The organism is Halobellus rarus (assembly GCF_024494595.1).
In the GTDB taxonomy this organism is placed as follows: Archaea; Halobacteriota; Halobacteria; order Halobacteriales; family Haloferacaceae; genus Haloquadratum; species Haloquadratum rarum.
In genome coordinates, this window is sequence record NZ_JANHDI010000008.1 from 87,257 (window position 1) to 99,647 (window position 12,391).

Annotated in this window: 13 protein-coding genes and 2 pseudogenes; 9 read left to right on the top strand and 6 right to left on the bottom strand. The window is 58.1% G+C overall.

Annotation, left to right across the window (positions count from 1 at the left end):
- The first annotated feature begins 186 nt into the window (after window positions 1-186).
- Window positions 187-633: a VanZ family protein gene (locus tag NO876_RS10250; protein WP_256421584.1), complete on the top strand. Its 447-nt coding sequence runs from the start codon at window positions 187-189 to the stop codon at window positions 631-633.
- 279 nt (window positions 634-912) lie between these two features.
- Here the strand turns inward: NO876_RS10250 and NO876_RS10255 are convergent, their stop codons facing one another.
- Window positions 913-1,341 (bottom strand): helix-turn-helix domain-containing protein, encoded by a 429-nt coding sequence (locus tag NO876_RS10255; protein WP_256421585.1) that lies wholly within the window; start codon window positions 1,339-1,341, stop codon window positions 913-915.
- 115 nt (window positions 1,342-1,456) lie between these two features.
- On the opposite strand from NO876_RS10255, the gene NO876_RS10260 reads away from it, so the two are divergent.
- A complete protein-coding gene (locus NO876_RS10260; RefSeq protein ID WP_256421586.1) occupies window positions 1,457-2,134 on the top strand; it encodes a DUF8170 family protein in 678 nt (225 codons plus the stop codon).
- Between the two features lie 109 nt (window positions 2,135-2,243).
- Here the strand turns inward: NO876_RS10260 and NO876_RS10265 are convergent.
- Window positions 2,244-2,384: pseudogene (locus NO876_RS10265) on the bottom strand (RNA-guided endonuclease InsQ/TnpB family protein); the annotation flags it as partial.
- Window positions 2,385-2,504: 120 nt separating this feature from the next.
- Here NO876_RS10265 and NO876_RS10270 point away from each other — a divergent pair.
- Both NO876_RS10270 and NO876_RS10275 read left to right on the top strand, forming a co-directional pair.
- Window positions 2,505-3,020, top strand: a complete 516-nt coding sequence (locus tag NO876_RS10270; RefSeq protein ID WP_256421587.1) for an OB-like fold-containing membrane protein — start codon at window positions 2,505-2,507, stop codon at window positions 3,018-3,020.
- A complete protein-coding gene (locus NO876_RS10275) occupies window positions 3,013-3,519 on the top strand; it encodes a metal-dependent hydrolase (protein ID WP_256421588.1) in 507 nt (168 codons plus the stop codon). Before NO876_RS10270 ends, NO876_RS10275 begins: the two co-directional genes overlap by 8 nt.
- A 19-nt stretch (window positions 3,520-3,538) precedes the next feature.
- Here NO876_RS10275 and NO876_RS10280 read toward each other — a convergent pair.
- A pseudogene (locus NO876_RS10280) lies at window positions 3,539-3,670 on the bottom strand (IS1595 family transposase); the annotation flags it as partial.
- A gap of 106 nt (window positions 3,671-3,776) precedes the next feature.
- Window positions 3,777-5,192: an ATP-binding protein gene (locus NO876_RS10285; RefSeq protein WP_256421589.1), complete on the bottom strand. Its 1,416-nt coding sequence runs from the start codon at window positions 5,190-5,192 to the stop codon at window positions 3,777-3,779.
- Between the two features lie 408 nt (window positions 5,193-5,600).
- On the opposite strand from NO876_RS10285, the gene NO876_RS10290 reads away from it, so the two are divergent.
- The 5 genes from NO876_RS10290 (at window position 5,601) to NO876_RS10310 (ending at window position 8,510) form a co-directional block, all read left to right on the top strand.
- Window positions 5,601-5,744, top strand: a complete 144-nt coding sequence (locus tag NO876_RS10290; RefSeq protein ID WP_129115280.1) for a DUF2080 family transposase-associated protein — start codon at window positions 5,601-5,603, stop codon at window positions 5,742-5,744.
- A 3-nt stretch (window positions 5,745-5,747) separates the two neighbouring features.
- Window positions 5,748-6,977, top strand: coding sequence for an RNA-guided endonuclease InsQ/TnpB family protein (locus tag NO876_RS10295; RefSeq protein ID WP_256421590.1), 1,230 nt, complete (start codon window positions 5,748-5,750; stop codon window positions 6,975-6,977).
- A 33-nt stretch (window positions 6,978-7,010) separates the two neighbouring features.
- The gene (locus NO876_RS10300) at window positions 7,011-7,259 is read left to right on the top strand and encodes a UPF0175 family protein (protein WP_256421591.1); all 249 of its coding nucleotides are present in this window, start codon (window positions 7,011-7,013) and stop codon (window positions 7,257-7,259) included.
- Window positions 7,256-7,735, top strand: a complete 480-nt coding sequence (locus NO876_RS10305) for a PIN domain-containing protein (protein WP_256421592.1) — start codon at window positions 7,256-7,258, stop codon at window positions 7,733-7,735. The genes NO876_RS10300 and NO876_RS10305 overlap by 4 nt, the downstream gene beginning before the upstream one ends.
- Before the next feature lie 76 nt (window positions 7,736-7,811).
- A complete protein-coding gene (locus NO876_RS10310; protein WP_256421593.1) occupies window positions 7,812-8,510 on the top strand; it encodes a sugar phosphate nucleotidyltransferase in 699 nt (232 codons plus the stop codon).
- 516 nt (window positions 8,511-9,026) lie between these two features.
- Here the strand turns inward: NO876_RS10310 and NO876_RS10315 are convergent.
- The gene (locus NO876_RS10315; protein WP_256421735.1) at window positions 9,027-10,226 is read right to left on the bottom strand and encodes an orc1/cdc6 family replication initiation protein; all 1,200 of its coding nucleotides are present in this window, start codon (window positions 10,224-10,226) and stop codon (window positions 9,027-9,029) included.
- A gap of 385 nt (window positions 10,227-10,611) precedes the next feature.
- On the bottom strand, window positions 10,612-12,021 hold the full coding sequence (locus NO876_RS10320) for an ATP-binding protein (protein WP_256421594.1): 1,410 nt from the start codon (window positions 12,019-12,021) through the stop codon (window positions 10,612-10,614).
- Window positions 12,022-12,391: the final 370 nt, after the last annotated feature.

Sequence of the window (12,391 nt, forward strand, 5' to 3'; positions counted from 1 at the left end):
TTCCTTTCTTTCGGACGCTACAACCCAAGAGCGACAGCCAACGAGTACACTTCGTGTCGTGATACAGTGACGAGCGCATACCCCATCTTTTGGCGGGGGAAAGCGGACATAGCGTCCACCTCCACTAAAGGCCGCTTCGCTGGAATCCGCAAGCTTTAGTCAGTACCAAGGGATCTGCGGGATAGGATGCTTCGAGTTCGGATCCCACTTGTCCCACGGTCGCTTCGGTGGGGTGTCGTCCTCGCGGTCGCGGCGACGATTCTGTATTACTCTGTCTTCACGCCCCCGGGTAGCGGTATCATCCGGACCGGCCCCTTTGGCGTGCTCGCGTATGGAACGTGGCTTCACGGGCTTGCCTACGCCGGGCTTGCAGTCACGCTTGCGTACGCCTTCCAGGATCGTCCGTGGCGTGATCGAACCGTCTTGCTCGCTGTGTTTTTGGTTGCTGTCGGATACGGCGCAGGGATCGAGCTACTGCAGTCGACGCTTGAGACGCGGACCGCCGATATCGTCGACCTGCTCGTGAACGCGGCCGGGGCGGCGATTGCTGCCGTCTGTTGGCGACTCCTGGCGCGACGGGTTCGGTTCTATCGCGCGCGGCGACTGGCGGCCCTCGAGATGCCGGTGCAGTAACGAGTCCATTCAAATACACGCAGTCGCCGGACCTTTCTCAGCGAGGGACGGCCGACAGCGTGATCGGGATGAGAGAGGGGAACCGTATCGATTCGCTCGGGATCGTCGCTTGCTTGCCGGAGTGGATAAGCGAGGCAGCTCCCGCTGAAAACGTAGTGTCTGTTTGTAGTAACGATGTGGTGCTTCCCGGGTGGGGGTCCGACTGGCGACTGCTCGGAGAGCCGGAAGCTAAGACGTTTTTCCCCGACAAGGAGCGAATCTCTACTCTGTAAATTCTCGTTACTCGGGACGGGGCATCTCCTCGATTTCAGCGATCTCGCCGGTCTTCTCAACGCGAGCGTACTGTCGCTGCCAGGCGTCCTCCGGGAATAGATCGTTTCGATCGAATAGCTCTCGGGCTTCCGGGGTGATCTGATAGAACTTGTACGGGTACCCACGCACGCGATTGCCCGGCTCAACGACCAGCTCCGCAACAACGCCGATATCTTGTAACACCCTGAGATGTCGACGGATCGCGTCCTCACCGAGCGCAGGGTTCATATAGTCGAGTTCTTGGACGCTCGGAGCTTCTTGTGGGTGGCCGACGATGTCTGCGATCAAGTTTGCACGGGTTTGATCAGTAGCCTTCTGGAGTGCCGTCCACGCTTCGAACCCATCGGGCTCTCCACCAGTGTCCGCCGTGTTCGTCTCTGCGAGGTGGGGATGCATACGCGCTACTACGGATAGGTGGAGCATAAACACTTGGTTGCTAGATGCAATCGATTACTCAAGTAGTTACCTAACCAGTATCACTATCAAACTACAAACTAGATAATGGTGTAGAATGCCAGACGGTGACGCCGATGACAGCCGCGATACTGTTCGTGGTGATATCGACGGTGAGAGACGTGATGACGACGATGCTGTCAGTGAGGCCATTCACCACTCAGAAACAGGTCTTATTGGCGACATCGAAGATGGGGAACTCTATGATGAAGCGACGTTGTCTCTCACACCCGAGCAACATCAGCGACTCAAGGACGGGCTCCACGGGGCCCGTTTTGACGATATCCGTCGTGCCAGCCGTCGGTATCTCGTGGTCGGTAGCGGATCGAGTGAGTCCGGGGAGCGTCGCCGGCGCGTGTGTTCCCGGTTGGATGACCGGCGGGATGCCGTCGCGTTCCGGTTAGAGGAGTTCGGGTTCGATGCTGACGACCTTGATCTGTGGGCGCCGGCCTTCGAGGTGTTGTCGGCGCAGGCGACGTGGGTTGTCGGCGTGATCGAAGACTTCGACGGCGGCTATGTCTGGGAGCTTGGCTACCTGTATCGACGGCAGACGAGTGTGCGAGATGTGTTGTGGCTCCTCAAGCGTGTGTACGACGATCTGGAAGAACAGCGGGCGCAGTACGAGAATGGGATGGCCGCGTCCCACTTGGCCGCCCTTGAGGCAGCGGTGGGCGAACGGGTCGTAGAGTGGTCAACTCTCGATGAGCTCGATAGCGCCGTGGATCGGATCCCGTGACGGGGCGTCAACGCACTCGTACGTTGGCTTGTCGTAGCTAGCTGGGGAGAGAGGGTCGTGTTTGTGAAGACGCGGGAATCCCACGGTACCGTACCGCTGAGTTGGGATATTAGGGTTTGCAGTCTACCACTTGTTCCTGCGGTAAGAATCCGCTGGACAAGTTATGAAGATAGACTGCTGGCTGTGCCAACCAGCCGGTACTCCTATCCCCGCCCAAACTGGACGCTGACTCGGAGTTACCTGAATTGAGGCGCTAAGTCCCCTTCCTCAACGAGCGAGCGGAGCGAGTGAGTAGGGAGGGGTAGTTCACCGTGTCAATGAACCACTCCACCGATGGATCTTTATTCGTTACTGATGGACGACTCCCTACATGGCTCGTGCTGTCGGATATCGAATCATGGCACTCGGGGTCTCTGTCGTACTTCTCAGTGCACTCTTTGTGCTTGCTGGCGCAGGATATCCAGCGCCCACAAGTCCGGGGCCTGACCTCGCGGATCCTGACGTAGCACCAGCCGATCTGGCCGGCGACCATGTTGAAACTGGTGGCGTCGTGATCGCAACCGACCCTGTAATCATCGAGATCACCGACGGCACCACCACACAACAACTTCCTGTCGAGAATGTGCCGGCCGTCGCCGTTGGCCAAGACATCATCGTCGATGGCACGCTCACGACGGACGGGACGCTGACCGCAACTCGGGACAGTACAGTCGTCCGAGAGCCGTGGGAGACGACATATATGTACGCGATCTCGCTGCTTGGAGCGCTATTCGTTGCCGTTCGCATCGTCGATGGGTGGCGATTCGATCCGGAGACGGTCACCTTCTCACCCCGGGACACACCGCTTCGCACCCGTTATCTATCGGAGGATGAAGCCAGTGGCTGATCTCTTCACCCATATTTTGGTTGGGTACACCCTCGCGATCGTGCTCTCGTGGCGGTACGAGTGGATCTCCTATCCGTTCGTCACGGCGGTGATGATTGGATCGACACTCCCAGATCTCAATCGGATCGATCTGTTGCTCCCTGAGGAAACGATGACAGCTCTCTTGGGGCTGCCGTTCACGTGGAGTCCGCTCCACCGTGTTGGTGGCACGCTCCTGATTGTGTGTATTGGCGCACTCGTCGTCCCGAACGCGTATCGGTGTGTCGTGTTCGCCCTCTTGAGTGTTGGCGCTGGGTCTCACTACGTGCTCGATTTTCTATTGTATAAGCCGTCCGGGATCACAAGTCCGTTGCTGTGGCCGTTCGTCACACATGGCTTTGCTGTCAATGGGTTTTATCTCAGTAGTGATCGGTGGCCGATAGTCGCTGCGACGGTGCTTGCTGGTCTCGTTTGGGTCGTCGATCGTCGCTGGATGCACACCGGTCATCCAGACACGTGACGACGAACCTGCGAACCTCCTGCTGAAACTGCTCATAGCTTCCGTTTCTGACCGTTAGGTCAGAACGGCAGCGGGACAAGTCACGCCAGCGAACCTGTTGGAGCAGGTCCGCTGTGACCGATTCCGACCCAAACACATCTAGCGGGATCATCCGTCTCGGGCACCGCTGAGGCGGTGTGCTTGTCCTCTTCGACTCGACAGCGATAGCTCAGCAGTATCAACAATCTCCTACAGAAGAGAGGTCATCAATATTCGGCTCAGTGAGAGGTTCCATTTTCGAGAACGGCAACGACATCGGACAGATCGAAGAGGCGGAGATCATCACGCTCGTCTGCGGCTTCTTTGACGGAGGGTTTGAACCCAGAGCGGCTGAACAAGGCGAATTCATACGTGGGCTCACCATCCCCCGTGGGTGTCCAGTCGATGTGCTCCACGTCGTCTTCGAGATCTGAAAGCACATCATAGCGGAGGGGGGCGGTAGTGAATTTCACTTCACCAGCGATCAGCGTTGACTCGTCAGTCGGCGCGACGATATCCACCTCCCGGCTCTTGTACCACCACTGGCTTGGCACTTGTGTGAGCTGGTAGTCTGCATAGAGCGCCGGCACCGCCTGGTGACAGAGCGATTCGAACGTTTCGCTGACGAAGTCGGGCAATTCCGGTTCGATGAGATCCGCGTAGGCGTTCTCACCGTAGAGTTCGTACTGCCCCCCGCGGCCGTAGAGATAGCGGAAGTAAAACCGGAATACGGGATCTCGAATCCGGTATCGTGTCCGCTTGCTGCGTGCCGGATCGGCGAGTGCCGGATGGTGTTTCTCGATGATCTGAAGCGTTTCCAGCCGGTCGAAGTAGTACGACGTGTTGGTGCTCTCGATGCCGGCTCTCTGGGCGATCTCGTTTCGACGACGGTTCCCGCTAGCCATCGACTCCAGCACGGAAAAATACGTGTTCACCTCATTGAGCTCCATCTGGAGGACGGTTTCGGGCTCGTCGTGGAGTGGGCCATCCGGATCGCACAGCAGCCGCGTGATGTTTTCTCCGAGGCTCTGTGATGCATCGAGCGGGCTGAGATATCGGGGTGTGCCGCCGAAGACGCCATAGACGAACACCCGTTCTTCGGGATCGTACGTCGGCACGAACTCTTGGATGGAGCGAAACGGGAGCTGTGTGAGTTCGAGGCGGCCGTTCGGTGTCTGGGACACCCGGCCGTAGAGTGGTGCACCGCCATCGAGGACGTGGGTATGAATCATACCGATCGCAGAGCCCGTGAGTACGAGCGTTGCCTGGCTCTCGTCGACAGCGGTATCCCACAGGTGCTGAATGATCGACGGGAGCCCCTCGTTCGATTCGATAAGATACGGGAATTCGTCGATGACGATGATGGCATCTCTGTCGGCGAGGTACGCTAAGAGTGGCTCCCACTCCTCTTTGACGGCCGTGATGTCTGGATACGTCGTCGCTGCTGCCTCGACGAACCGCCTGAGCTGTGTTGTCGCTGTTCCCTGGACTGCTTGATAGTATACGGCATCGTCGCGGTCGACAATCGATCGGCGGACGAGTTCGCTTTTGCCGATCTGGCGACGTCCATAGATGATTGCGAGTTCCGCAGCGCTACTCTCATAGAGGGTCTGTAACCGGTCGAGTTCATCGATTCGATTGACGAACTGGTCCATACCCCCAGTTGTTGTGGGGACTACATATGCACTCCGATGTTAGAAGACAAACAATAATAGTTTAAACAATAATAGTTGAAACTCTAAGAGAGATAGGCGTTGAAACAACACTCGATGGTATAGATAGACTGGTGGCTGTGCCAACCAGCCGGTACTCCTATCCCCGCGCAAACTGGACGCTGACTCGGAGCTATCTGAATTGAGGCGCTAAGGCTTCTTCCTCAACGAGCGAGCGGAGCGAGTGAGTAGGGAGGAGATACAGCGTTCACGAGAGCTCTGCTCTCGTGTGCGAACGAGACGCGAAGCGTCTCGTCAACGCCGTCATCGTCTTTCATCAATGCGATACTGCCGGCCCGCAGGCCCACGTTATCGATAGCGTTATGTTTATACTTAGTTTAAATATAAATAATGGATCGGTACGAGATTGAAGGGCACGAAGTCCACGAATCCGAGGTCAAACCTACCGGCAACGGAGCTCACGTCCTCGTCCCGAAGAGATGGCGTGGTGCCACCGTCAAGGTCGTTCGCGTCACTGATCCATCCGACGAGTAGACTATGCGCTACAACTACAGGTATCGACTCAACCCAACCGACGAGCTCCACGAGCGATTATCGTGGACCGTCGATACCTGCCGACAGGTCTACAACCATTTCCTTCACCGACTCAACCGGGTAGACGGGACCTCCGCTTACTCCGAACAGTCGCTTCTCCCCGACCTCAAACGTACGTGGGACGACTTGAAGGACGTTCACTCGAAGGTCCTTCAAAAAGTCGTACAACGACTGTACGACAACCTCTCGACACTGAAGGGGCGGAAGGACAACGGCTACCGCGTCGGCGAACTGAAGTGGAAAGCTCCGCAGGAATATCGCTCGATCACGTACAGTCAAACCGGCTTCAAGCTCAACAACACGAGCGGTCGGCCTGTACTCTCTCTTTCAAAGATCGGCGACATTCCAATGGCCTACCATCGAGACGTCCCCGACGATGCCACGATCAAGGAGGTCGTTGTGAAACGGGAGCCTACGGGCGAGTGGTTCGCTGTTCTGGGAATCGAAACCGAGAACGACGCGCCGCCAAAACCCGAGCATCCCGAGAAATGCGTCGGTATCGACGTGGGAATTCTAAAGTACGCCCACGACAGCGACGGAACCGCCGTCGAAGGCCCCAAACTCTCCGAGGAACGCGAGCGGTTGGAACGCGCACAACGCGATCTCTCGCGGAAGGAACACGGCTCGGCGAACTACCGCACGCAACAGCGCGTAGTAGCCCGTCGCCATACCGACCTAAAGCGAAAGCGTCGGGACTTCCTGCACAAACTTTCGAACTACTACGCTCAGGGATACGACCTCGTAGCGGTCGAAGACCTCGACGCCAAGGGTCTGATGGAACTCCCGTCCAACAGTCGAAACCGTGCCGGAGCGGCGTGGGGGACGTTCCTGCAGATGTTGGTGTACAAGTGCGAACGCGAAGGAACCCACTTTGTCGCCGTGAATCCACGTGGAACGACGAAAGAGTGTTCCAAGTGTGGCGTTTCGACCGACAAACCGCTGTGGGTCCGCGAGCACTCGTGTCCGTCATGCGGATTCGAGGCGGACCGCGACCTCAACGCAGCGTACAACATCCTTTCACGCGGACTCGATCAGGTAGGGGTGGTTCACCCCGATTCAATGCCTGCGGAGACTGCGCTCCCTACGGGAACCGATTCGGTTCCTGCAAAGCGCGTCATCGAAACAGGAAGCCCCGTCCTCAGCGAGGCCGTCAGGCCGAGCAGGGCGGGGTAGTTCACTAAGTACCACGCCGCTGAATCTAACGATATGAGCAGCATCGATCTCCCGTCGGACGTGCTGGACGCGATCGCGGCACCGCCGGAGGATCGCGAACCGATCGTCCGGCAGGAACTCGCGGTGTCGCTGTATCGGGAAGGATACCTGTCCTTCGGGAAGGCACGAGAGCTAGCCGGTCTCTCGAAGGCGGAGTTCCACCGGCTTCTCGGTGAACGCGAGGTGGAGCGACACTATACTGAGGAGGATCTCGCGCTCGACGTCGAGTACGCGCGAGAATGACGGTCGTCTCGAACACGTCACCGCTGTTGAATCTGGCACTCATCGAGCGGCTTCGCCTGATCGACGCCCAGTTCGGTGAGGTGGTCGTTCCGACGGCGGTCTGGAACAAGCTCACAGCCGGGTTCGACGGCCGCGACCGCATCGAAGCGTTCCGCGATCAGGGCGGGATTCGAGTCGTGTCGCCGGACCCGACGGACCTCCGAATTGAGTTCGAGCGGGAACTCGATCACGGAGAGGCTGCGGCCATCGCGTACGCCATCGACATCGACGCGGACCGGGTGCTCATCGACGAGCGTGAAGGCCGGGCGACCGCTACGCGTCACGACGTACCGGTGACCGGCGTTGTGGGGATCCTCCTCCAGGCGTCCAGCCGGGGAAAAGTCGACCTCGAAACGGAACTCGACGCGCTCCGCGAGGCGGGCTTTTGGATCTCGGACGCACTGTACGAACGCGCGCTCGAGATGGACGCAGAGTGAGCACCGTCGCTCCCGGCCAGAATACAGGTCCGACGCCAGGCACAACGTTGAAACGGCTACGCGCGGCGTCTCGCATATGGACGCGGTCATCCCTGCTGCCGGGCCAGGCAGTCGACTCGGCGAACTGACGGCGGACCGACCGAAGGGGCTCGTCGACGTTGCGGGGCGGCCCCTGCTCGCGCACGTCTTCGAGACGGCAGTGGACGCTGGGGCCGACGAGCTGGTCGTGATTGTTGGGTACGAGGCGGCCCAGATCGTCGACCGGTTCGGCGACGCCTTCGAGGGAGTCCCAATCACGTACGTCCACCAGCGCGAGCGGCTGGGTCTCGGCCACGCCGTGTTACAGGCCGAGCCGTATGTCGACGGGACGTTTCTCCTATTGAACGGTGACAACGTCTTCGCCGAAAGCGTCGAACCGGCGGTGAAGGCTGTCGGGGAGGCGGACGTCGCGCTCGCTGTCGAGGAGGTGTCGCCCGCAGTCGCGAAGACGACCGGTGTGATACGGACGGACGAAACAGGAGATGTGACGGGAATCGTCGAGAAGCCGGCCGAGCCGTCGTCGGCCCTCGTCACGACCGGGTGTTACGTCCTGCCTGAGGACGCCTTTCACGCGTGTGCGCTGCTCCGGCCGTCGGCCGAGGGAGAGTACCAACTGAGCGAGGCCGTAGGGCTATTGGTGCGGGCGGGGTACGAGGTCTCGACAGTGCGGCTCGGTGAGCGCGTGAACGTGAACACGCCGGAGGACGTTGAACGGGCGGGCGAGTTGGTCGACTGACAGCAGTCTATGTCTTGTGCTTGCCTCTCTGGCGATGATGGCGTGATCGGTTCGGAGTGAGAGAGTACGTTTCGTGTGCTTTCCGTCTTGGCCTCGGAAAATACGAGGATATGACGGGCGAGCTAGCGGGCCAGTGGAGCAAAGTGAGGCGAGTACTCGACACCCCACCGCGTCGAGTGCTTTCTCACTGGGGCAGCAGTCGGACCCCACACCCCACTATGTCGAGTGTTCTCGGGGACAACCAACGACAAGTCTCGTGTCACACCCCACCGCATCACGTGTTCGACGTGGATGACGCTCGCGTTCGAGCAGGAGACCCCGGAGCAGATACGGGAGGTGTAGCCGCTGTATCGACGTATTGCGGAGGGATCCAAGTTGGAGCGCGTGCGCTGACGGTGGCGGGGGACACACCTCGTTTCGTCTGTCCTGGAAACGGCCCCGGCAGGGTTCCCTTGATTACCACTCGCTCACTAGCAAAGCGAGAGAGTACGTTTCGTCTGTCTTCCCGCCGAAGTGTCACGGGTCGCGTTCCGCTTCGATCTCTCCTCTGATGTCGAGAACGATCTCGGGGTCGAGATCGAGGCCGTATTCGTAGTATCTGCCGCCGCTCTCGCCGCGATTCCGATCACTTCGTCGCAGGAACCCAAGCATATGGAGGTCCGAGAGGTGGTTCTGGATGCTCTTGAGTGTCGTGAGTGGGTCCACGGCGTGCGAATCCGCTACGCTCTCGTATCGGGTCTTGATTGTCTTCGAACGGGCTGGCGTCTTCTCACGCTGCTCGAGATATGCGAGCGTTTCGAGCAGCAGTTGGGCGTGCTGGGTCTGATCGCGGATCCGATTTCGCAATCGACCGCGTTGGACGAGTTCCTGGGCTTCGATAATATGTGAATCATCGACGTAAGGATCGCCTTGCTTTTTCGCCACCTCGCCGCCGACTCTGAGGAGGTCGATTGCTTGACGTGCGTTCCCTCGATCCTTCGCTGCGATCGCCGCCGCCCTCGCGACGGCCGAGTCGTCACAGACGCCGTCGACGAACGCACGATCGGCACGATCGGCGAGTATCGCTCGAAGTTCGCTTGCGTCGTACGGGCTGAACGAAATCTCGGCTTCCATCAGCGTGTCCTTGACCTTTGGCGAGAGGCCCTGTCGAAACGTATAGTTGTTGCTGATCCCGATGACGCCGACCTTCGAGTCCGTGATATGACCGATCGAGCGTGCCCGCGGGAGTTCATACAGAAGCGTATCGACGTCGCCGAGGTGATCGATCTCGTCGAACACGACGAGGTGTGTCCCACCCCGCCGGTCGAGTTGCGCATACAGTTCCTCGAATGCGTCGGCCGTACTGAGCCCACGTTTCGGGAATTCACTCGCCGTCTCCGGGAGCAGCTCGTTGACGAGCGTTCGGACGACAGAGTATACGGTCTTTCCGTTACAGTTCAGTTCGTGGACGAACAGTTCATCGGCGTCAGGACGCTCCGTGACTTCGTCTCGAAGCGCCTCCATCATATACTTCGTCACCGCGGTCTTACCGAGTCCGGCCCTCCCGTACAACATTACGTTCTGTGGCGTTCGGCCGAAGAGAACGTCCTCGAGCGCGTGGCGATACTCGTCGATCTCATCGTCACGCTCGAGTATCCGATCGGGCTGGTAGTCTTCGGAGAGGACCTCTTTGGCGGCGAAGATCGAACGCTCGATGTCGCTGAACGGCCCGTCCATTTGTCTATTCGTCATAAGTCACTAGGCATATTTAAAGCCTGCTTTTGTTTGTCTCGTTTGTCTTCATTCATTGCGCAACATCACTCAACGCCCACCGAGACGATATTTGATCACCACTTCGTCAGAAGACAGACGAAATCTACTCTCTCCTTTCTGAACGAGCACGGAGCCGAGTGACCGCGGTCGTTCTATAGCCGGGATCGCAATCGAAGACAGACGAAACGTACTCTCTCCCTCCGAATGTGTATTCGTCGACCTACGGACGCGTAGAAAGGATCCGACACGAGCCCACTGGCAGATTAACCAAGATCCACTGCTGGGGAGATCGAGACAGACGAAACGTACTCTCTCACTGACCTAGTGTGTCGACGAGGTCGTGGATCCGCTAGTTGGCTTGCGGTGAGGGGAAGGCGTTCAGGATGTCGTCCGGTGTGAATAGTGAGACGTCGTCTCGATTTGTAGCGGCCTGTTTGAGGTCGGCTGAAAACCCGGAGCGACAGAAACAGCAGTAGTGGTGGTCGCGGTCTGTCCCTGCTGGGGGTGACCACTGGATGTGTTGTGTAGTCCGCTCTAGGTCGGCTAGATCCCCTTCAGTCATCTTTCGAGTCGTGTATTTACACTCGCCTGCGACGAGTGTGCCGTCGTCAGCAAGCCCGACAACGTCGAGTTCGTGGTGTTGGTGCCACCAGTAGCCGATTCCATTGTACACGTTGGGAACGAGTGACGGGAGGGCGTTCTGGCAGATCTGTTCGAACATCGGCCCCATATACTCAGTGAATGTTGGTTCAACCAGTTGCTCGTATGCGTTATCGCCGACCTGTGCGAGTTTTCCATCCTGTCCATAGACGTATCGGAACCAGAAGCGGAACAGCGGCTCTTTGAGTCGATACCGGCTTTTCCGGGTTGCATTCGGGTTTGCTGTGACTGGGATATCCCGTTCGATGAGCCGAATACGGCGGAGTTTCGCGAGATATGAGCCAAGTGCGTTGGAGTCAATGCCGACGAAGTCAGCGATCTCGTTGGCGGCACGCTTGCCGGTTGCGATCGCTCGGAGAATTGTATAGTAGGTCTGTGGTTCGCGGATCCCGAATTCGGTGCGGAGCAAGAACTCTGGCTCATTATGGAGAACGCCGTGTTCCGAGAGGATGTGTGAGTTGATATTCTCGGCTAGTGACGCAGTTGGTGTGAGGGCTTGCAGATAGAACGGGGTGCCGCCAAACACGCCCCATGACTGGAGGATTGAATCCGGGTCATCGGTAGGATAGAGCTGTTTCGCATCGGCGAGAGCAAGCGGTGGCAGGTCGATTGTTCCAGTCCGTCGCCCGTACAGGGGGCTGCCACCACCGAGGACTTTGTCCTCCATAATGCTGATTGAGGACCCGACGAGTACTAGTGTGATTTCGCTCTCTTGGAGATGAAGATCCCAGACGCGCTGAATCTTCGACGGGAGTGCCTCATTGGATTCGATCAGGTAAGGGAATTCGTCGAGGATGACGACCGCGTCTTCTCGGCTCAGTGCTCGGAGGAGGGCCTCCCAGTCGCGCTGGATGTCCTCAAGAAGTGGGAACGTTTCGCTTGCGGTTTCGACGAAGTTCGTCAGCTGTGCGTCGTCGGTTTCTTCGGTTGCCTGCCAGTAAACTGTATTCTCGCGGTCTTGAATTGCTTCACGAACGAGCGCGCTTTTCCCCAGCCGTCGGCGCCCATACACGACGAGCAGGTCGGCTCTCTCACGTTCGACCCGCGATTCCAGGAACTCGAGTTCGTCTTCGCGATTAACGAACCGCGGTCGCTCCATACGTACTATCCTACCCTACCAACCGTAATACTACCGATTATCTAAATTACGATTTTACTAATTGTGATTTTACTAATTGTGAGCTAGCTTTGAGAGCCTCTGTTACCCACCAGTACAGAATTACCGTCTCAAAATCGCCTCATCTAAGATTTCGAGAGGAACAAATCTCTCCGGCATCGATTTGATTCGACATCTACCGTTTACGACGGGGTGGATGTCACTGCCGATCGAAAGCACACGAAATCTACTCTCCCCTTCATTGAGTCTGCGGTCGCGAAGATGATGGGCGTGATCCGGGCGAATTCGATTGACGAGTGTCTGTACACGGATCGGAGAGAGAGAGCAAGGCGAGACCGACGACATTATTCGG